At 29.7% G+C, this 21,970-nt stretch carries 20 protein-coding genes and 1 tRNA gene; 5 read left to right on the plus strand and 16 right to left on the minus strand.

Features of this window, described 5'->3' with window-relative positions; genetic code table 11:
- Both Q0C58_RS11040 and Q0C58_RS11045 read right to left on the minus strand, forming a co-directional pair.
- The coding region (locus Q0C58_RS11040) for a DUF2339 domain-containing protein (protein ID WP_290701419.1) at positions 1 to 2,166 on the minus strand (2,166 nt) is incomplete at its 3' end.
- 127 nt (positions 2,167 to 2,293) lie between these two features.
- A complete protein-coding gene (locus Q0C58_RS11045) occupies positions 2,294 to 4,312 on the minus strand; it encodes a glutamine--tRNA ligase/YqeY domain fusion protein (RefSeq protein WP_290701422.1) in 2,019 nt (672 codons plus the stop codon).
- A gap of 153 nt (positions 4,313 to 4,465) precedes the next feature.
- Between Q0C58_RS11045 and folB the strand changes: the two genes are divergently transcribed.
- Complete coding sequence (gene folB / locus Q0C58_RS11050; RefSeq protein WP_290701425.1) at positions 4,466 to 4,828, plus strand: dihydroneopterin aldolase; 363 nt, start codon at positions 4,466 to 4,468, stop codon at positions 4,826 to 4,828.
- A 48-nt stretch (positions 4,829 to 4,876) separates the two neighbouring features.
- Positions 4,877 to 4,947, plus strand: a tRNA-Cys gene (locus Q0C58_RS11055).
- 162 nt (positions 4,948 to 5,109) lie between these two features.
- Here Q0C58_RS11055 and Q0C58_RS11060 read toward each other — a convergent pair.
- The 6 genes from Q0C58_RS11060 to rnr form a co-directional block, all read right to left on the minus strand.
- Complete coding sequence (locus Q0C58_RS11060) at positions 5,110 to 6,009, minus strand: hypothetical protein (RefSeq protein ID WP_290701428.1); 900 nt, start codon at positions 6,007 to 6,009, stop codon at positions 5,110 to 5,112.
- Between the two features lie 15 nt (positions 6,010 to 6,024).
- Complete coding sequence (locus Q0C58_RS11065; RefSeq protein ID WP_290701431.1) at positions 6,025 to 6,705, minus strand: LysE family transporter; 681 nt, start codon at positions 6,703 to 6,705, stop codon at positions 6,025 to 6,027.
- 143 nt (positions 6,706 to 6,848) lie between these two features.
- Positions 6,849 to 7,529 (minus strand): head GIN domain-containing protein, encoded by a 681-nt coding sequence (locus Q0C58_RS11070; protein ID WP_290701434.1) that lies wholly within the window; start codon positions 7,527 to 7,529, stop codon positions 6,849 to 6,851.
- A 126-nt stretch (positions 7,530 to 7,655) separates the two neighbouring features.
- Entirely contained in the window at positions 7,656 to 7,964 is a 309-nt protein-coding gene (locus Q0C58_RS11075) for a heavy metal-binding domain-containing protein (RefSeq protein WP_366841684.1), read from the minus strand.
- Positions 7,965 to 8,067: 103 nt separating this feature from the next.
- Positions 8,068 to 8,373 (minus strand): heavy metal-binding domain-containing protein, encoded by a 306-nt coding sequence (locus Q0C58_RS11080; protein ID WP_290701436.1) that lies wholly within the window; start codon positions 8,371 to 8,373, stop codon positions 8,068 to 8,070.
- 47 nt (positions 8,374 to 8,420) lie between these two features.
- Positions 8,421 to 10,619 (minus strand): ribonuclease R, encoded by a 2,199-nt coding sequence (gene rnr / locus Q0C58_RS11085; RefSeq protein WP_290701439.1) that lies wholly within the window; start codon positions 10,617 to 10,619, stop codon positions 8,421 to 8,423.
- Between the two features lie 769 nt (positions 10,620 to 11,388).
- Here rnr and rpiB point away from each other — a divergent pair.
- Together rpiB and Q0C58_RS11095 are read left to right on the plus strand one after the other, a co-directional pair.
- Positions 11,389 to 11,817 (plus strand): ribose 5-phosphate isomerase B, encoded by a 429-nt coding sequence (gene rpiB / locus Q0C58_RS11090; RefSeq protein ID WP_290701442.1) that lies wholly within the window; start codon positions 11,389 to 11,391, stop codon positions 11,815 to 11,817.
- A gap of 18 nt (positions 11,818 to 11,835) precedes the next feature.
- Entirely contained in the window at positions 11,836 to 12,279 is a 444-nt protein-coding gene (locus tag Q0C58_RS11095; protein WP_290701445.1) for a GNAT family N-acetyltransferase, read from the plus strand.
- A gap of 44 nt (positions 12,280 to 12,323) precedes the next feature.
- Here Q0C58_RS11095 and Q0C58_RS11100 read toward each other — a convergent pair whose 3' ends face one another.
- From Q0C58_RS11100 to rnpA, 3 genes are read right to left on the minus strand one after another with little or no spacing between them, the layout of a single operon-like run.
- Positions 12,324 to 13,196 carry an OmpA family protein gene (locus tag Q0C58_RS11100; protein ID WP_290701447.1) on the minus strand — a complete coding sequence of 291 codons (873 nt, stop codon included), beginning with the start codon at positions 13,194 to 13,196 and terminating at the stop codon, positions 12,324 to 12,326.
- Between the two features lie 53 nt (positions 13,197 to 13,249).
- On the minus strand, positions 13,250 to 14,896 hold the full coding sequence (locus Q0C58_RS11105) for a S41 family peptidase (RefSeq protein WP_290701449.1): 1,647 nt from the start codon (positions 14,894 to 14,896) through the stop codon (positions 13,250 to 13,252).
- 3 nt (positions 14,897 to 14,899) lie between these two features.
- Entirely contained in the window at positions 14,900 to 15,265 is a 366-nt protein-coding gene (gene rnpA, locus Q0C58_RS11110) for a ribonuclease P protein component (RefSeq protein WP_290701452.1), read from the minus strand.
- 285 nt (positions 15,266 to 15,550) lie between these two features.
- Between rnpA and Q0C58_RS11115 the strand changes: the two genes are divergently transcribed.
- Complete coding sequence (locus tag Q0C58_RS11115) at positions 15,551 to 16,186, plus strand: peroxiredoxin-like family protein (RefSeq protein ID WP_290701454.1); 636 nt, start codon at positions 15,551 to 15,553, stop codon at positions 16,184 to 16,186.
- A gap of 75 nt (positions 16,187 to 16,261) precedes the next feature.
- Here Q0C58_RS11115 and Q0C58_RS11120 read toward each other — a convergent pair whose 3' ends face one another.
- The 5 genes from Q0C58_RS11120 to Q0C58_RS11140 form a co-directional block, all read right to left on the minus strand.
- Positions 16,262 to 18,115 (minus strand): M1 family metallopeptidase, encoded by a 1,854-nt coding sequence (locus tag Q0C58_RS11120; protein WP_290701456.1) that lies wholly within the window; start codon positions 18,113 to 18,115, stop codon positions 16,262 to 16,264.
- 108 nt (positions 18,116 to 18,223) lie between these two features.
- On the minus strand, positions 18,224 to 19,459 hold the full coding sequence (locus Q0C58_RS11125; protein ID WP_290701459.1) for a S8 family serine peptidase: 1,236 nt from the start codon (positions 19,457 to 19,459) through the stop codon (positions 18,224 to 18,226).
- A gap of 2 nt (positions 19,460 to 19,461) precedes the next feature.
- The gene (locus Q0C58_RS11130; RefSeq protein WP_290701462.1) at positions 19,462 to 19,908 is read right to left on the minus strand and encodes a S8 family serine peptidase; all 447 of its coding nucleotides are present in this window, start codon (positions 19,906 to 19,908) and stop codon (positions 19,462 to 19,464) included.
- Complete coding sequence (locus Q0C58_RS11135; protein WP_290701465.1) at positions 19,901 to 21,556, minus strand: S8 family serine peptidase; 1,656 nt, start codon at positions 21,554 to 21,556, stop codon at positions 19,901 to 19,903. Before Q0C58_RS11135 ends, Q0C58_RS11130 begins: the two co-directional genes overlap by 8 nt.
- Before the next feature lie 53 nt (positions 21,557 to 21,609).
- Positions 21,610 to 21,786 carry a hypothetical protein gene (locus tag Q0C58_RS11140; protein WP_290701468.1) on the minus strand — a complete coding sequence of 59 codons (177 nt, stop codon included), beginning with the start codon at positions 21,784 to 21,786 and terminating at the stop codon, positions 21,610 to 21,612.
- Positions 21,787 to 21,970 lie beyond the last annotated feature (184 nt).

The raw sequence follows: 21,970 nt of genomic DNA on the forward strand, positions 1-21,970 counted from the left end.
TAATAATTTTAAACCATGAATTAAAACCTCCTTACTCGCTATAAAAATTAGTAAAAAAGCAGCAATCCATATAAATATCTTATTATTAAATATTTTAAAAACAGCTTTATTTTTATTTGAGCGGTATATTAAAACACCTAAAAGTAAGACTAAAGCTAACATAATGTAATGTAAATAAAATGCTATTTGAGAGGTGCTTGTTGCGTAAACATAATCTCTATTTTCTTCAGAAACCAAGCCTAAAAATAGAAAGGCAAAAAGAACAATATTTGCGCATGCTATTATATTTGCAATTTCTAGGTTGTACTGTTTTTTTCTTCGGAATAAAACAAAAGCAACAACTGTTGTATATAGTAAATGGTAAACTGCAGGTATTGCTAATGCAGAGCTCCAATTTTCTATATAATAAACACATTGAAAAGTCGATTCTATAATTCCTACAATATATAATAGCACAATACCACTAATAAAAATAACCTTTCGGTACTTAGCCGAGTCAAATGTAAACTGCCAGAAAGGAAAGCGAAGTGTTTCTTTTTTAAGTAGATAATAAGCTGCAAATAAAGAGGCAACAACAAATAGACCTGTTCCAAAAATTGGGTTTATTACAATATTTAAAATAGCTTCGTCATTATACTTTTGAGCCCAATCTATAAAAAGGCTTAAAAAGGCTAAAGCGTGTACAATTATTGAAGCAAAACGATAACTATTAATACTAGATTTTTTAGCTAACCACATTAATAAAACAGCTTCTGCAGCCCAAAATAATGTAATATAATTACCTTTAAACTGAATAGGAATTGCCAACGTAATAAACGTTAACGTTAGGCCTATTAGCATATAAACTGCAACTTTATCAAGTTTAAACTTTTTATATAAAAACCAAGCAAAAAACAAATTAAGTATTGATAATCCTGCAGTAAATAAACCTTTTAATTCTGGGCGATAACCATTAAGTGTTACCATACCTACAGTAAAAAAGAAAACTGTTGCTGCAAATAAAATAGCTAATTGCGTTTTAGTAAAAACTGCTTTAGTTCTTAAATTGTTAATAATATTTGTAACTACAAATATGAGATAAAACGCAAAGGCAAATAGTAATGCTCCTAAATAATGCGGCGCTTCTTTTGTACTATCAATAGCAAACCAACCTCCAAATAAAATTATAGTAAAAATAAACGCAAGCGTATTTACTAAATTCCATTTTTTATAGAATGCTAAAAGCGTAATTCCAACATTTAAGATAATGATATAAGTAAAGAGTACAACATAGTTACCAGAACCTGTGCTTACCATAAAAGGCACTGCAAAACCACCGATAAGTGATAGAACAGCAAGTTCTATTCTATTGTAAGATAAAGAGACTAGACAACTAAAAATGGTAATAATAACCATAATAGTAAAGGCTACTTCTTGACTAAAAAGCTTGTATTCGTGAAACGCTATAGCAATAGTAAAATAGAAAATAGCAACGGCTCCTGCGACTAAAACAGAACTGAATGCAGCATATTTTTTTCGTAATTTATTAGCAATTAACATTACTAAAGAACCACATAAAACACCAATTCCAACTCGAGCTGGTTCGTTTATCCAGTCTTTATCAATAGCATATTTAACAAAATAACTAATACCTAAAACAAGTATTAATATTCCTATTTTATTAATTAAGTTCTCACCTATAAACTTTTCTAAATCTGGATTTTTTTCTTTAAATCGTTCCCAAAACGGTTTACTTGCAGGTTTATTAATAGTTTCTTTTCCAACTGTTTTTTGTTCTGCTGCTCTTTGTTCTAAAGTATAGGCTCTAACGGTATCTGCTGCTTTTGTTTCAACAACTTGCTCTTGTGCTTTTACAAAAGGTTTTTCTATAATAGCGGCTTCAATTGGTTTAGAAACAGGTTCTTTAATAATTTGAACTTCTGGTATTGGTATTAGAGCTGCTTCTTTTTCTGTTTCAGCTTTAATAATAGAAACCGTTTTCACGTCTACGCCTTGTGATACTGTTTTTGTGAGACTATCGAGCTTCTTATTTAATATTTTAATATTGTCGTTTAAGACCTTGTTATTATTTTTTAAAGTCTTGAAGTTGCCGTTTGTTTTATTAAGTAAAACAACTAATAAAACCAGTACTAGAATCAATACTAAAACTAAAAAAAACTCATCCATAAAATTTTATATTAACTAATTTTGATACAATATAAAACTAAATAGTTACTATCCTCAAAATTTGAACAGGCAGTTTGTATGCGCAGCATTCTGCTTTAAATTTGTAAAAAAATATAGATTAAATTAGTTATAATAGTGCATTAGCTTCTACTACCAATAATTCGTTTTTATCTTCTAAAGCTTTAGTAATAAAATTGTTTATGGCTTCGTTTTTATCTAAACCGTTGTCTAATAAAACGCCTAAACTTATCATTGTAATAATTCGTGTTCCTGCTTTTTTAACTGCTGTTCCAAAAAGTGGTTCTAAATCCTCATAAGCTATACTCTTTGCAAGTTCTATAATTTCTGCTTTAGCTTTTTCTCGCTGATCGTCTTGCATACGATCATACTTTTTACCGTAAGACTTTATTTGATCTATTGCAGAGCGCTTATTTTGTTGTGGTTGCTTTTGATTATTACCTTGCTGATTATTAGTGTTTTCTTTTGGCTTCACTTTTGCCCAAGAATCTCTTAACCCAACCGTTTTATTAAACACTAAATTTTTAGAAGTAGAATCGTCATCTACATTAAAATAACCTAAACGTTGAAACTGAAACTGGTCGCCTATTTTAGCATCAGCTAAACTTGGTTCTACAAAAGCTTCAATGGTTTTTAAAGACTTTGAGTTAATAAATTCCATAAAATCTTTATCTGCATGACTATCTGGAGCTTCGTCTGTAAATAATCTATCGTAATCACGAACTTCAGCTTTAATAGCGTGCTTTATTGATACCCAATGTAAGGTGCCTTTTACCTTCTTTTCGGTATCTGTAGAATATGTACAATGAATTTCGGTTACATTACCTTGAGCGTCTTTTACAACACTTTCTGCTTTAATGATGTAAGCATTTTTAAGTCTTACTTCTCCACCTAGTCTTAAACGGAAAAACTTAGAACCAGCTTCTTCCTTAAAATCTTCTTTTTCTACGTATAATTCTCTAGAAAATGGCACTTTTCTAAAACCTGCGCTTTCATCTTCTTGGCTATTTTCTGCTTCTAGCCATTCTTCTTTACCTTCTGGATAATTAGTAATTACTAATTTAATAGGATTTAAAACAGCCATAACTCTATGGGCTTTTTTGTTTAAATCTTCACGAATACAGAATTCTAAAAGAGAAACATCAATAATATTTTCGCGCTTTGCAACACCTACAGTTTCTACAAATTTTCTAATAGATTGTGGTGTATAACCACGACGACGTAAACCAGAAATAGTTGGCATTCTTGGATCGTTCCAGCCAGAAACCAAACCTTCTTCTACTAATTTAAGCAGCTTACGCTTGCTCATAATTGTGTAACTAAGGTTTAAACGTGCAAATTCACGTTGTTTTGGTTGCATAGGATACTTGTTCTTAGCAAAACCATGCACTTGTTCCTTAAACCAGTCGTAGAGCTCTCTATGTGGCTTAAATTCAAGCGAACAGAGTGAGTGAGATATTTGCTCTATGTAATCACTTTCACCATGCGTCCAGTCGTACATTGGATATATACACCAATCGTTTCCTGTGCGATGGTGGTGCTTTTTTAATACGCGATACATTAAAGGATCTCGCATTAACATGTTTACATGTTGCATGTCTATTTTAGCACGTAGAATATGTTCGCCTTCATTACATTCTCCTGCTTTCATTTTAGCGAATAATTCTAAATTCTCATCGATAGTTCTATTTCTATAAGGTCCATCTACTCCTGGTTGTGTTGGTGTTCCTTTTTGCTCTGCCATGGTTTTACTAGACTGAGAATCTATATAGGCTTTACCATCTTTTATTAGTAAAATAGCCCAATCGTAAAGTTCTTGAAAATAGTCTGATGAGTATCTTTCCTCAGCCCATTTATAGCCTAACCAAGATACATCTTCCTTTATTGCATCTACATATTCCTGCTCTTCTTTTGCAGGATTTGTATCATCAAAGCGCAAGTTTACTGGTGCGTTATATTTTTCGCCTAAACCAAAACTAATACCAATAGCCTTAGTATGACCAATGTGTAAATAACCGTTTGGCTCTGGTGGAAAACGAAAACGCAACTTATCTTTCGATAATCCGTTTGCTAAATCTTCTTCTATAATATGCTCTAAAAAATTGAGTGATTTTGTTTCTGCTGACATAAATTTATTCTTTATTTCTATTGATTGCGCGCTATTTAATCAACTTAAAATAGATTGTAAAATTAGTTAATTTTATTCTCATACAAATTGGAAGTCATTTATAATTATTTAAAGCCTCTTTTTTAAGTACATTTGCCTTTTAAAATATAAAAAATGGGAATAATTAAAGTTGAAAATATACGCGTTTTTGCAAATCATGGTTGTTTAAAAGAAGAAACAGCTATAGGAAGTGATTATCGTGTAGATTTAAAAGTAAAAGCCGATTTAGAGAAAAGTGCAACTTCTGATGCATTAAGCGACACTGTAGATTATGTGCTTTTAAATAAAATTGTTGTTGAAGAAATGGCAATACCAAGCGCACTTTTAGAGCATGTTGCAAAACGTATTTTAAGGCGTGTTTTTACTGAAGGTAAACTAGTTACAGTTGCAACGGTTGCTGTTAGTAAAATAAATCCTCCAATTGGTGGTGATGTTGAAATGGTTACTATCGAGTTAACCGAAAAAAGAAAAAGCTAAAGTATATAGCGTTAAAAGGTAATTATTTTTATATTTGCCTCTTAATAAGGTGTCGTGGCCGAGTGGCTAGGCAGTGGTCTGCAACACCATCTACAGCGGTTCGAATCCGCTCGACACCTCAAGAAAACCTTCAACTTATGTTGAGGGTTTTTTTATGTTTTAAATTTTAAGAAAATTTATAGTAATGTTTTGCAGCGGTTTGAACCTGCTCGACAACTCAAAGAATCTTTCAACTTTAACTTAAGACTATTTATTATTAAATTTTAGAGAAGTATAAAAAGTTATTTCACCTTAACATAATACCTTAAATACCTATTAGTAATGGTATGATCTGCATTCGAGGCATCTGAAACTAATTGAAAAAAGTAGCGTTCATTTTTATAATCTACAATTCTTGCAGTACCAATTATAGTTTGTGCTACGTTTTTAATTTCAAAGTCTATTCTATCAATATCGTTTGTGGTAGTATTTACAGTTAGTGGTTTTCTAACTACTAATTCGCTATTTGGATATTGTTTAATTAATTGGGTTCTATAAGCTTCCCACTGTTCTAATTGCTTTTGGTTTTTGTTTTTGGTTAGTTTGTTACAAATAAAATAATATCCTCTAGAGGTTGCTTTAATTGGTAACTCGCTATCTGTTTCACTTATTGATAATCTAAAACCTTTAGGAAGCATTAAATTAACTCTTGGGTTAATAACTATTACAGTATCAGTTTTCATTTTTCTATTAAATGTCGCTTGTCTGTTTTTAGGGCTTAAATAGTTTATAGCACTTACTTTATTTCTATTTTGTTGTGCTTTTTGTAGATCTCTTAAGTAATCGTTATTGTATTCTGTTTGATTATTACTACTATTATTATCGAACCTAGAAACCGAACGTGCTATTTTTAAACCAATAACAATTACTGTAAACAGGATAGAACCACCAATCCAGAATGGGCTTTTACTTGTTGTTGTTTCTTGTTTTCTTGGTTGTTTGTAAGTAGGCTGTTCCTGTCTTTTTGGTTTACTATTGCCTTGAAAATTAGCTATTGGATTTCCTTTAATAAAATCTTTACAAGTGTATTTAAAATTTGGTTTTTGGTCTGTTAATCCGCAGAGTGTTCCAAAACGAGAATCTTCCTTTTTATTAATGCATTTATTGCAATAATTAAGTCTTATTTGCTCTTGAGATTGCATTATAAAAAGGTTTTTTTAGTGGGTTTGTTCTTCAATTTTTTCGAAGATTTCTTTAGGGTTTAATTTGTCTTTTGGTAAAAAACCTTTAATAATAAGTACAGTTCCACAGATTACTAAAATAAGTCCTAAAAACCGTTTAACTTTAATTATAGCTTTTGGTGTTAGTTTGTTTTTAAGTTGTTTTGCTAATAATATTTTAAAAATATCTGTAACAAAATAAGCAGTAATCATTGTGCCAAAAAAGATTATAAATCTATTAGTATCGTTTTCTAAACTAGGTCCTACAACTATAATTATTCCAAGCCAGAAAACTAATACACCAATGTTAATAAAGTTAAGAAAAAATCCTTTTATAAATAACGAGAAATAATTTGTTTTAGGCGCAACTATTTGTGAAGTATCAATAACTTCTTCTTTTTGTTTTTTAAAGTAAATAATAAAACCATATATAGCTAAAATAGTACCACCAAACACATATAATCCTGGTTGATTACTTAAATTTTCTAAAAGCTGAAAACTAGAAAAGTAAGCAATTGCAATAAATAAAATATCTGCTACAATAACACCTAAATCGAAAGCTAAAGCAGCTCTAAAACCTTTAATTACACTGGTTTCTAGAAGTACAAAAAACACAGGACCAATCATGAAAGCTAAGAAAAAGCCTAGTGGAATTGCTGCCTGAATATCTTCAATCATATAAAAAGTAATAGTTTATTACAAAGTAAAGAAATTTATGTAATTAAAATAAAGGATTAACCGTTTTTAGTATGTTTAAATTAATTACAAAAACAAAAAAGTTTCAGATTTCTCTGAAACTTTAAGTTATTTAATAGCTGTTTTTATCTTTCTTTTCTTGTCTCTATTCTACCTCCAAAAGTCTTCTTTTTCTTTACATTTTTAGGTTTTCCATAGATATAAATATCTCCTCCAGCATTAGTTCTAGCATCTACTGTTTCTGTTGCATTAATATCTGCTTCTCCTCCAGCACTAATTTTAACTTTAGTATTATCTGTTATAAACTCTCTTCCTTGGTAAACGCCTCCAGTATTTATTGTAATATCTTGAGATTTTGCTTTTCCTTTTGTTTCAATAACTCCACCAGAAACAGCTTTCACCTCAAGTTTTCTAACGTCTAAACCTATTTTTAAAACAGCGCCTTCTTGTGCACGAAGCTCAATTTTATCTTGCTCAATTAATTCGTTGCCAACAATTTTAGCACCTTCATTTCCATCTATAACTTCTAAATTTTTATAATGTACAGCAACAAATGTTTTTGTTCCATCAAAACCACGCTCTAATTTCATACGTACTTTTAATATATCGTTTTTAGAAACTATTTCAACATCATCAACATCTTCTCCAGAAATAACAACTTTGTTTTCATCAGATTTTACCAAACTTATATGAATTAAATCGAAGACTTTTACAGTTGTAAAATCTTGTACATTTAGTTCTTTAGGGTTTTGCGAAAAAGTACTTATTGTTACAAATAAAAAAAGTGTTGATAGTAAATGTTTCATGGTGTTTAATCTTTTTGTTCTAACTAAAGAGTGTTCTTTTTTATGTTTGTTACAGTTTATTAAAAATTATTTATCTGTTGCAACGCTTCCTGTTATAACTTTGTAAGAATAGTTTAAATTATTTTTTTATTCATTAATTACTACATTAACTGCTGTTCCAATTACTGTTATTAAAGATGAATTAGTTGTGGTATACATAACATCTAATTTAATACCAAGAACAGCATTAGCATTAAGTTTTAAAGCGTTTTCTTGAAGTTTTTGAAAAGCTTCTTCTTTAACTGCGTAAATACTATCTTCAAGGTTTTTTTTATATTTTTTTACACTAAAACCAGAACCAAGACTTTTTTTATTGAATGCTAAACCAGTAACTAGTCCTTTATACTCTATTATTTTAAAACCTTCTATTGAATTTGTTGTAGTTAGTATTATAATTTATTTTGGTTTTTATTAGTTGATTAAATTTATATAATATTACAAATTAAAATAAAAAAAGCTTCAGTTTCCTGAAGCTTTACATTGTTTATTAAATTTATTATTATTTATCTGTAGCAACACTAACTGCTGTGCCTGTAATTGAAACCATAGCATAATTACTTGCAGACATTTCTATTTCTACTTTAATACCAACAACTGCGTTTGCACTTAATTTTTTTGCATTTTCTGCTAAATCTTGAAAGGCTTCTTCTTTAACTGCAGCAATACTTTCTTTTACTTTGGCGTAATATTTAGACATACTAAATCCAACAGATAATGTTTTATCGTTCATTGCTAATCCTGTTACAATACCTTTATATTCAATTATTCTAAAGCCTTCAATAGAATTTGTTGTTGTTAAAACCATAGTTTGTTTTATAAATTTATGAGATTATTTCGTGCTACGTAATGATATTAAGCTTCAGCTTTTCCTATTAATTCGAAATCTAAGTGACGTTTTACTAAATCGGCATTTTTAACCTTTACAATAACTTCATCACCAAGTTGATACATTGTTTTTGTTTTCTGTCCAATTAATGCAAATTGTTCTTTATCAAATTCGTAATAATCACCTTTAATATCTCGAGTTCTCACCATTCCTTCACATTTATTAGAAATAATTTCTATGTAAATTCCCCATTCAGTAGCTCCAGAAATAACACCTTTAAATTCTTCGTCTTGATGATCTTGCATAAAACGAATTTGCATGTATTTAGTAGAATCTCTTTCGGCTTTAGTTGCTAAATATTCCATGTTACTAGAATGCTTGCAACGTTCTTGATAAATGTCTGCATTTGCTGTTTTTTCGCCATCTAAATAACGTTGTAATAAACGATGTGCCATAACATCTGGATAACGACGAATAGGAGAGGTAAAGTGACTGTAATATTCGAAAGCTAAACCATAATGACCAATATTTTTGGTTGTATACTCTGCCTTAGACATTGTACGTATTGCTAAAGTATCTACTAAGTTCTGTTCTTTTTTGCCTTGTACATCGCTTAGTAACTTATTTAAAGATGATGCTATACCTTGTTTACTATTAAAATTAAGCTTGTGTCCAAACTTTGAAACAACGCCTTGTAAAGCCATTAATTTCTCTTCGTTTGGCTCATCGTGTACTCTGTAAACAAATGTTTTCTCAGGTTTTTGCTTTCCTATAAATTCTGAAACCTTTCGGTTTGCTAACAGCATAAATTCTTCAATAAGCTTATTAGCATCTTTACTTGTTTTAAAAAATACACCTACTGGATTTGAAGCTTCGTCTAAATCGAATTTCACTTCTACTTTATCAAAACTAATTGCTCCAGATTGCATACGTTTAGCACGCATGATTTTTGCAAGTTCATCCATTTTTAAAACAGCATCTGCTACTTTCTGGTCTGCTTTGTATTCTTTTCCTGTTAAAGAAACTTCGGTAGGAATAGTATTATTTTTATTTTCTATTATTGCTTGTGCTTCTTCGTATGCAAAACGTGCATCACTGTAAGTTACAGTTCTACCAAACCATTCGTTTAAAATTTCAGCTTTATTATTTAATTCAAAAACAGCAGAAAACGTATATTTTTCTTCATGTGGTCTTAAAGAACAAGCTCCATTACTTAGTATTTCTGGAAGCATTGGTACTACTCTGTCTACTAAATAAACAGAGGTTGCACGCTCATAAGCTTCATCGTCTAAAACGGTTCCTTCTTGTAAGTAATGCGATACATCTGCAATATGAATTCCTATTTCGTAATTACCGTTTTCTAAAACAGTAAATGATAAGGCATCATCAAAATCTTTAGCATCTTTTGGATCTATTGTAAAGGTTAAATCTTTACGCATATCGCGACGTTTTGCTATTTCTTCTGGCTTAATATTTAAGTCTATATTATTTGCGAAGTCTTCAACCTCTTTTGGGAATTCATAAGGCAAACCATAGTCTGCTAAAATAGCATGGATTTCTGTATTGTGTTCACCAGCTTTACCAAGTACTTTAATAACTTTTCCGTTTGGAGAATCGGACTTTTCTGGCCATTCTTCCATAGTAACTAATACTTTGTCACCATCTTCGGCTTTCATAGTTTTATTAATTGGTACAAAAATGTCTGTTTTCATTTTGTTACCATCAACTACTACAAAAGCAAAGTTTTTTCCTTTGTGAACTTGAATAATCCCAACATATTCCGTCTTTGCACGTTTAATTATATTGGTTATTTCACCTTCTAATTTACCGCGTTTTCTACGTTTGTAAATATATAATTCTACTTCGTCACCATTTAATGCTTTATTTACGTTGTTTGAAGCTATATAAATATCGTCTTCAAAAGCATCGCAAATAACATAACCGTTACCACGTTGGGCAGCATCAAAAATACCAGTATGGTATTCTGTATTGTTTATTATTTGAAACTTGCCACGATCGATTTCTTTTATTTCTTCTTTCGCTTTAAGTTCAGCTAATTTTTTTATAATCTGATTGCGACTACTAGCATCGTTAACGTCTAGTATAGCTGCAATTTGTTTATAGTTGAATGTTTTGTTTCTGTCTTTTTTTAAAATACTTAGAATTGTATTTGTAAGGTTGGAAATCTTGTTATGTGAAGGTTTCCTGTGTTTCTTTTTTGTCATTTAATTTGTAATCATATTGTGTCATTCAGAGTACAGCGAAGAATCTCATTTTTTATAGAGATTGCCACGCTTAGCACGCAATGACATCTATTATTTTAAACTTAATAAAAAGAGAAGATTGGTTATTAAGTATATGCAAAGCTACGTTTTTAATATTAAATCAATATTTATATAGTGTTAAGTTAAAGTAAACACTTATTCACATTTATAATATATACTATTATTATTTCTTTAAAATTTTTAAAAAAAATGGTGATTATTATTGCTTGTGAATAGCGGTATAACTTTATTAGTTTTTAATTGTGTAGGTTACTTTTCTCTTTCTATTAACACCTTATAAACAATTTAAAGTATTGGTTTTAAAGGTTATTACTTATACTATTAACAACTGTTTATAACCTAAGTTAACAGCTGATTTTTAATAAGTAATTTTATTTTTTGTGTTTGTATGTGCTCATTTTTGTCTTATAACTTACCAAAAAAAAGAGGTTAACTTTTTTGGTGGTTAACTTTAGGTTTTGGTTTGAAAAATTAACCGGATAAACCTAATAAAAGTTTTAAAAAACCGTGATTAGATATTAACAAGTAGTCATTATAAAAGTATACACTTATTAACAACAGTTTTAAACACTCTTTTTATGTTTAATTTATAAAACTATAATTTTTGAATAAGTTCCTATGTATTACTTATTAATAGTTGCAAGCAATTATTAACTTTGAAGTAAATAATAAGGTTTCCACTTTTATGGAAACGAAAAAAACTTTTTTAATGAAAATCTCTATAGGAAACGATCATGCAGGTACAGACTATAAATTTGCAATAGTTAAGCATTTAGAAGCAAAGGGAATTACAGTAATTAATCATGGAACAGATGCTAACGAAAGCGTTGATTATCCAGATTTTGTACATCCTGTAGCTTTGGATGTTGTAAACAATACAGTAGATTTTGGTATTCTTGTTTGTGGAAGTGCAAATGGTGTAGCTATGACAGCTAATAAACACCAAAACATAAGAGCAGGTATTTGTTGGACTAAAGAGATTACAGCATTAACCAGACAACATAATAACGCCAACGTTATGTGTATTCCTGCACGATACACAGCAGAAAAGCAAGCCATTGCTATGGTTGATGCTTTTTTAGAAACAAAATTTGAAGGTGGAAGACACCAAAACCGTGTCGATAAAATACCGTGTTAATAACTACAGTTTTAAGTAATGCTAGACATTAAAGTAAAAACATTTCAAGAATTAACAACGCAAGAGTTGTATAATTTACTTCAGTTAAGAAGTGAGGTTTTTGTTGTAGAACAAGATTGTGTATATCAAGATGTGGATGGTAAAGATGAAAAAGCACTACATGTAATTGGTTTTAAAAAGAATAAAATAGTTGCTTATACTCGCCTATTTAAACCAGGAGATTATTTCGATTTATCTAGTATTGGTAGAGTAGTGGTTGCAGAAAAAGAAAGAGAACATAAATATGGTTACTCTATAATGGAAGCTTCTATAAAAGCAATAGCAGTATATTATAAAACTGCAGATATAAAAATATCTGCTCAATGTTATTTAAAACGTTTTTATAATAATCTTAATTTTTTTGAAATAGGAGAGGAGTATCTAGAAGATGGAATTCCACATATAAGAATGATCCATAAGTAAAAAAAGCACTAAAAATTAATTACTTATAAAATAAATTAACATTATTAAGTTTTACCAACATAGGTAACTAAAATTTCTACTCTTCTATCGAATTCAGGTTCACCACCAAGCGGAAATTTTCTTCGTAAACCAATATATTTCATTCGTTTTTTATCTACACCTTTTCTTTCTAAATAATCGTAAATATATTTAGCTCTTGCAACAGATAAATTACGTTTTCTAGTTTTTTTATCTACGGCATCACGACTATTTTGTGTACAACACACGTGACCTTGAATAGTAAAATAAACATTTTTATTACTAAGCATTATTTTAGCTAGCTCTTCTAACGTTTTTTTAGAATCTGAGGTTACATAACTATAACTTGTTTTAAAATATATTTTATCTAAACGTATTTTATCACCTTTTTTTATGGTGCCTTTTTTAATGTCGTCTGTTGTTTTTTCTCTTGGTCCTTCATCTATTATAATATCTTCTTCACTACTACTAATAGTGTTTTCAATTGGTTTTTTTTCTATTTTTCTATTAACTATTATTTCTACTTTACGATTTAATCCTCTAATTTGGTGCACTTCCTCTTCGTTTAAAACTTTTAAAAGTATTTCACCTTTTCCATTAACATTGGTGATTAAATCAGGATCAATTCCATAACCAGCAAACATTTTTTTTATAGCATTTGCACGATTTTGGGAGAGTTCTAAATTGTATTCATTAGAGCCTCTATCGTCTGTAAAACCATATATTGAAACTTTTTCTACTGGAATAGTATCTAATTTAGATATAAAAAGCAGCAATCTATTTTCTTCGGTTAATGGCACAATATATTTGTCTGTATCAAAATAAACATCATGTGTAAACTGGTTTTGAGAAAACCCAAGTTGAGTTACAAATAATAGTATGGTAATTAAATATTTCATTTTAATAAATAGGATTTTAAAATACTTTTAATGTGTTTATAAATTGAATTAAACTAGTTTAAATAACGATTGTATTTTGTTGGGTTTGCTAATATTTGTGTAGCCTGTTTAATTTCTTCGTTATTAAGTTTATAGTAATCGTATAAACCTTCTCTGTAAACGTAACGTTTTATAATTTCGTCACTAAGCAAGCTCATAAGTTGTGATTTATTATCGTCGACAGCCTTTAATTTAGAATTGTTTAAATTTTTAATTAAAGTATTATAATCGCGTTGAATATCGTCGTCTAAATTTTCAGTCTTAGCAACTTCTAAGGCTTTTTTAAGAGACTTTTCGGTATCTGTTTCAAAAGAAAAATCCGAATCTTTTAAAAAACTTTTAAAGTCTTGAAAATCTGAATCTTTTAATGCCCAATTATTAATATCATCAATATTGGTATGGCTGTAATAGTATTTTGTAGCATAATCGAAAACACTTTGGTTACTTAAAATAGCTTTTGTAATAGCAGAGTTTTTAGAATATTCTAAAGCTTCATCTGGAAAAACACCTCCACCATCAAACACTTTTCTTCCGTTTTTGGTTTTAAAAACGTTGTAATCTTTTTGTTTAACGCGTACTGCATTTCCTTTATCATCTTTATTCCAGTAATCTAAAGCCTGAATACAACGACCAGAAGGTGTATAATATCTAGAGATAGTAACTTTTAATTGCGTGCCATAAGTTAATTTTTTAGGACGCTGCACTAAGCCTTTACCAAAGCTTCTAGAACCAACAACAACAGCTCTATCTAAATCTTGTAATGTTCCTGAAACAATTTCACTTGCAGAGGCACTACTACCATTTATTAATACCACTACTGGGATTTCGGTATCAATAGGATCTCTTTTTGTATAATAAGTTCTGTTATATTTTTTTACTTTAGATTTTGTAGTTACTACTAACTGGTTTTTTGGGACAAATAAGTTAACAATGTTAACGGCTTCGTTTAATAAGCCACCAGGATTTCCACGCAAGTCTATAATAATACTTGTTGCGCCTTGTGCCTTTAAATCTTTTAAAGCATAACCTGTTTGCTGAGACGCTTTTGCATTAAATTTTTTAAGTACAATGTAACCTGTAGTCTCATCAACCATAGAAAAGTGAGGTACAGCATCTATTTCAATTTCACTTCGTTTTACAGTTGTATTTGCTGTTTTGCCTTGTCTTACGTATGTAATTTGGGCAGAGGAGTTTGGAACACCTTTAAGTAGGTTTCCAGCATCATCTTTATAATCTGCAACAAGTTGACCATCAATTTTAATAATTTCGTCTCCAGCTTTTAAACCTGCTTTATCTGCAGGATAATCTTTATAAGGTTCTATAATTACTAATTTGTCTTTTAAAATCCTTACTTGTGCGCCAACTCCAGTATAATCTCCTGTTCTTTTTATTCTTGCAGCTTCTACATCTTGCTCGTTATAAAACTTAGTATATGGATCGAGTTCGTTTAGCATATTTTTAATAGCATTATCCATTAAATCACCAGGATTTGTTTCATCTACATAATTCATATTCAACTCTTTAAAAAGTGTCGTGAATATTTCAATTTGCTTAGCAATTTCGAAGAAATCGTTATTATAGGTCTTAAAAGCAGAGCCTGTAAGTAATATGGTAAGCGCTAAAACAGGTATAAGCACTCTTTTTTTAAGTATGTTTTTCATAGTTTAACTTTTAGAAATAGCGTCTGTAAATTTTGTTAATAAAGTCTTTGTTTTTGTGTTTATAAATTTAAAATCTGGCATATCTTTACCAATATATAAAATCATTAACGCATAATCGTTAACTTCATTATTAATTAACATGGTTTTATTTAATCTGTAAGCTTCACGAAGTAAGCGTTTTATACGAATTCTGTCCACAGCGCGCTTAAAATTTCGTTTACTAACCGAAACACCCACTTTTCGAGAATTGTTGTGTTTTAAATAAACTAACCGCAAAGGATATGCCGAAACCGATTTTCCCTCGAGAAATAATTGCTCGATGGTTTTTTGGCTTTTTAGTTTTTCGTGTTTGTTGTATGTTAGTTTCATTGTTTTTTCAAAGGTAGCAATGCTGTTGAAATAAAAAAATCTAAAAGCGTGACTTTGTTTTTTATTTAATAGCTTTTGTTTAGAAGTGATTTAGACTTTTTCCATTCGCTAAAAAATTATGCTTTTTCGTCCAATTTTTGTCTTTTTTACTTCGGTAACGATGCTATGCAGCTTAAAAAAGTTTTTAAATGATTAAAAAACCACTAATTTTCGCTTAAATGTTAAAAGTTTAAATTACTTCGTAATGTTTCATTAATATATATGACTTAATAAAAAAACAAAAAAATGTCGTTAACTAATTTATTAAAAGAACACGCAGACCAATCTGCAGCAAAATTTCCCGAAGAAGTAAAAGCTGTAATGCAAAAAGCTATAGAAAATTTAGAAGACTCTAAATTAACTGCTGAAGCATTAAAAACAGGAGATATTTTTCCAAGTTTTAATTTACCAAATGCAAAAGGTAACGTTATAAATTCTACTAAATTATTAGATCAAGGCGACTTAGTTGTAGCTTTTTATCGTGGAGGTTGGTGCCCTTATTGTAATATAGAATTAAAAGCTTTACAGAGTGTTTTACCTCAAATCAAGGAAAAAGGAGCGCAACTTATTGCTATAAGTCCAGAAAGCCCAGATAATTCTTTAACTACTCAAGAAAAAAACGAATTAAGTTTTGAAGTACTTACAGATAAGGATAATAACTTTTCTAGAGACTTAAATTTAGTTTATAAACTACCAGATAGTTTAATTGCTTTATATAATAAGTTTGGAATTAATTTAGAAAACAGTCAAGGCAATTCAAATTCAGAATTACCAATAGCTGCAACTTATGTTTTAGATTCTAACGGAAAAATTAAATATCATTTTCTTCAAGAAGATTATAAACTACGTGCAGATCCTTCAGACATATTAAAAGTGCTTTAAACGAAATAAAATAGAATAGAATAGAAAAACCTCATCTTTTAAGATGAGGTTTTTTTGTTTTAAGTAGTAAAACAATTACTTTTTATTATTTGTTTTATCAATATCTGCCATTAAATTTTTAGCATCTATTTCTACACTTTTTACTGCTTTTTTAGCTGTAAAAGAGTAAGTTAGGTGAGCCCAAGCCCAATCTGTAATAGTAGTAGCAGTTGTTGGTTTTTCACCACGCATCATTTGTAGTGGAATGTATATGCTTTCGGTAGAGCCATCAGTATAAGTAATTTCAAGATCTATAGGCATTGGCATTTCACCTATGCGCTCTAAAGTTACAGTATTACCATCTATACTTTTTACACTATAATCTATAGTGTTAGTAGTCATGGTCCAGTCTGTTAAATACCATTCTAATTCTAAGCCAGATACTTTTTCGGCAACACGAATAAAGTCGTTAGGTGTTGGATGTTTAAAAGACCAATCTTTAAAATATTGTTTTAAGGTTTTCTTTAAATTATCCTCACCTATAACATAGCCTAACTGAGTTAAAAACACAGAGCCTTTATTATATGCCGTTATACCATATGCTCTATTACTCTCATAGCGATCTGCATGCGTTGTTTGTGGTTCTTCCTTACCAGATTTTGCTAAAAAGTTATAACCTCTATAGGCACTTGCAGCAGGATTATCTGCATTTTTTTTATTAATTAAGTCCATTGCATGGTCACTAATATAACTGGTGAAACCTTCGTCCATCCACTCGTGTTTACCTTCGTTAGTAGCTAATAAGAACTGGAACCAACTATGTGCTAATTCGTGAGCAGTAACACCCACTAAACTACCAAATTTACGTTTTCCAGTAATTAAAGTACACATAGCATACTCCATACCTCCATCACCACCTTGAATAACCGAGTATTGATCGTAAGGGTATTTACCAATATTTTCGCTAAAATATTGCATCATTTCAACCGTTTTAGGCTGAAGGTTTTTCCAGTTTTCTAAACTCTCTGCAGATAAATCTTTTTTATAATAAAAATGAAGCATTGGTCCATTAGGCACTTGCGTAGTATCGTGAATATAATCTGGATCTGCAGCCCAAGTAAAATCGTGAACGTTTGGCGCTTTAAAATGAAGCGTTTTTTTGTTTCCTTTTATTTCGGGATTTGGTTGAAGATAACCTGTACCACCAACAACATAATTTTTATCGATTGTTAATTTTAAATCAAAATCTCCCCAAACACCATGAAACTCTCTTCCAATGTATGGATAAGCATGCCATCCTTCAAAATCGTATTCAGATAGTTTAGGATACCATTGTGTCATCGATAATGCAACACCTTCTTTATTATTTCTCCCAGAACGACGAATTTGTACAGGCACTTGAGCATCAAAAACCATATCGAAAGTAACACTTTCTCCAGGTTGTATAGCTTTGTTTAAAGTTACCTCTAAAACAGTTCCAGCAGTAATGTGTTTTACACTTCCTCCATTTTGTTTTAAAGAGGTTACGTTTATGTAACCAATTTCGTTAGGCTTTAATGTACTAATCCTACTCTGTTTTTTACCATTAACTTCGGTTACCATTCTACCATCTGGATCTTCAATAGATTGTAATCTAGCATCCATTTCGCTTCCTGGTTGAAATGCATTAAAGTACAAATGATAAAAAACCTTGTCTAATACGTCTGGAGAATTATTAGTATAAACTAGCTTTTGTTTTCCTTGATATTGGTAATTATTAACATCCATATCTATCTCCATTTTGTAATCTACATGTTGTTGCCAATAGGTAGATTTTTGAGATGAAGAATTACTTGACGCAGTACTTTGAGAAGTACTCATTGGTGTAGAAGTAGTCGAAACACTTTTAGTTGAGTTACAACTCATTAAAAAAAGTGAAGCCGAAAGGCTAAAAAGAAGCGTTTTTTTCATTTTAAAAAATATTATTATCAATACAATATTAATCAAAATAAATTAATCAAAAATCTGGTTTTATGTTAAAGTGTCAAATTCTTGTGTAATGCTATAAAAAATGGAGCTTTAATCCTGTTTTCTCTTGTTCCTTTTCGAGATACTATCTGCCATAATTAATGCATTGTAAGCATTTACAATTTTACCAGATTTCGATAATTTATTAAAAGGTAAAGTGCTATTCTTGTTCTCTTTTGTGGGCATTTTTACAGGAAAAGTATATTCTATACCACTATCCATAATGATTTGTTTTACTTCAGTAGCTGTTAGGTTTGGATAATATGAAAATAACAATGCAGCAACTTTAGAGGTTACAGCTGAAGCTAATGATGTACCAGTATCGAATCTATAACTATTATCTGGAAAAGTTGTATAGATTTCTTCTGCTGGAGCAAAAACATCAACATTCATCGCTCCATAATTACTGTAATTATATTTTAAGTTTTCATTTGGGAAGCGTGTAGAACCTCCTACTTTCATGAAATTAGAGGCAAATTCATTCTCATTTGAATCTCTATCGTCAGGGTATAAAAAATCTATTAAACTATCCGTGTTTTTACAATAATTACCAGCAGCGGAAATAATAATAACATTATTTTTTTCAGCATATTTTATAGCATCATCTACCCATTCTTTATGAAGCGAATTCATTTTACCAAAACTCATATTAATTACTTTTGCACCATTATCAACTGCATAACGTATTGCAATTGCAATATCTTTATCATAAGAAGATCCATGTCCTATTATATTTAATGGCATAATTTTAATTTCAGGAGTGCCTTTAAGTATTACACCAGTTACAATGGTACCATGTGAGTATATATCAACGTTATTGTTTACCTTACCGTAACCATAGTTAATATCGTTAATATCATTAGGATTGTCTCCTAAAAATTCTCGCTCATTATATTCGATATTAAGTTGTTTCTGTAATAATTCGGCAGCATTTTTTTTTAGTGATTCTAGGTATTCATCAGTATACCCATTGGCAATAAACCCAGATAGAATTCGAATATTTTTATTTAAAACTGAGTCTTTTGGGTGCAGAGTTTTAAGGTTATCTAATACTTCTGTTGAGAATTTAATATCATTACTATAGTTAAAATATTTAATAATTGGTTCTTTAGCTTCGTTTTTCCATTTAGAAACATTATTTGCATATTCTATTTCTTCAGGAACAGATTTAATTTTTCGACTTAACTTGGATTTTGAATAGTTATACTTAATAAAATTTAAAGAGTCTTTTAAAGCAATGTCATTCATCTCTTTATCTATAAATACACTATCATAAGCTTTTACCATTCTTACGTAATCATAGTGTGCATATATTTATTATCAACACCATCTTTATTACCTAAAAAGTCCCAACCATTTATATCGTCTATATAACCGTTTTCATCATCGTCTATATTATTATTTGGAATTTCATTAGTATTTATCCAGATATTTTGTTTTAAATCCTTGTGATTAATATCGACAACTTGATCAATTACAGCTACAATAACCTCATCGCTTTTTTTATTTTTTAAAATAGTATTATATGCTTTAATTAAGCTAATACCAGGAATGCTATCATCTAAGATATCTTTATTTTGCCATGTTGTTTTATCTATTAAACTGTCTTGAATGACAAATGGTTTGGATACTTTAATTATGATAGGCTTGTATTGCTCGCTTTTTTTGCATTGAAAAAAACAAAACGGAATTAATATAAATAGGTACTTGTAAAATGAAGGATGAGTTTTAATCACGTTTTCTTTTGTTAGATTTTGATACGCTATCTGCCATAATTAAGGCATTATAAGCATTTACAATTTTACCAGATTTAGACAACTCATTAAAAGGAGTCATTTTATTTTTATCTTCTTTGGTTGGTGTCTTTACAGGAAACGTATATTCCACTCCAGAATCCATAATAATATGTTTTACTTGTGAAGCAGTAAGGTTTGGATAGTAAGAGAAGATTAAGGCTGCTAAACCTGAAGTAACTGCAGCAGATAGTGAGGTGCCACCATCTGAGCGGTATTTGTTGTATGGAATAGCGGTTTGTAAGTCCTGACCAGGAGCAAAAACATCTACAATTTTTTTACCATAGTTTGAAAAACCTACTTTTAAATTTTCATTAGCTTGATAAGACGAAGCGCTAACTAATAAAAAGTTGTCAACGATTTCTTCTCCGTTATCTATATAATCTCTAGGATAACCATCATTATCATGCACTAAATTTAAATTACTATTTCCAGAAGCTTTAACTATTAATACATTTTTCTTTTCTGCATATTTAATCGCATCTAAAACCCATTCATTATGAATCGAAAAGTGTTTCTCAAAACTCATATTTATAACTTTAGAACCATTGTTTACAGCGTAACGAATAGCAAGAGCTAAATCCTTATCGTGGTAGTTTCCAGTTGGAGAAGTAGAAATAGGTAATAATTTAACTTGTTTATTATCATTTTTAAATAAATCTGCAATTATACTAGAAACTCGAGTGCCATGATCAAATCGTTTTACAAGGCTATGAATATTATTATTACCATAAATACTGTCATTTAAATCATAAGGATTGTCTCCAACCAATGTTCGTTCGTTAAAATCAATATTTAATAATTTATTTAACTTATTTTTATAAAAACTATTGACAGAAACTATCATTTCGTCCGTTTCTTTCCATTTAATAACCTCTGCTATTTCCTTTACATGAGGAGCTAAACCTTTATATCTTGTAGTGTCAATTTTATTTAAAACATCATAAGTATATTTAAAGTCAGGAAAATAAGAGTGTAAAGCTTTTTTAGCATCAAAATATTTTTTTCTTAGCTTATTAGAATATTCTAATCGTTTTTTTGCAACAACAAGTTCAGAACTTAATTTGTTTTTAGCTTTTAAAAAAATATTGAAAGCAGTAGTGTCAGTGGTATTTATATCGTCTATAGATATATCATTAAAACGCCCTTCGTAATAACGAATTAAACGTACATATTCATAATTTGCATAAATTACATTTTCGCTTTCTGCATTACCAATAAAATTCCAGCCATAAATATCATCAACAAACCCATTACCATCATCGTCTTTATAGTTTAAGGTTTCATTTGGGTTTTCCCAAATAAAACCTTTTAAAGCCTCATGGTTAATGTCAAATTTACTATCAATAACAGCAACTATAACTTCTTCTGCCTTTTTGTTTTTTAATATTGTGTTCTTTGCCTTAAAAAAACTTAAACCAGGAATAGAGTCGTCAATGATATCTTTGTATAACCAATTAGAATCACTTTCAACATTATCAATTCTAGGAATTGATTCACTTATTTTTATCTTCCTATATTCGAATTGAGTACTTTTTTTACAATGAAATAAACTAAAGAACGATAATAAAATAATTAAGTGTCTGTTCATGGTTTAATATAAAACTTTTATTTGTGAAGATTATTGGTTTACTTTAATGATACCTATCCACCTACTTGGCAATCTCTAGTTGACATAAAACTAGTTAAGTCACCATCAGTATCCCCATTAGTATCTCCATTAGTATCTCCATTTCCAGCACCACCATTAATTTTAGTTAATAGACTTAAATCTATTATTTCCATTTTTGTAAAATCTAAAGTTTTTTTAATGTTTTTCATTTTGTTTTAATTTATTGAGTTATAAGTATTGATTCAAATAACTTAATTATAAACCTCATACACAACCTGTAATGCATTAAATATATCGAAATTCATGAATCTAGACTTACTTTGTTTTAAAATACCATTAAAATACTTTTACTTTACAAATGGAAAGAAACTAGTATTGTGTTTCTATAACATT

Origin of the sequence: Lacinutrix sp. (assembly GCF_023299985.1) — a bacterium.
Lineage (GTDB): Bacteria > Bacteroidota > Bacteroidia > Flavobacteriales > Flavobacteriaceae > Lacinutrix.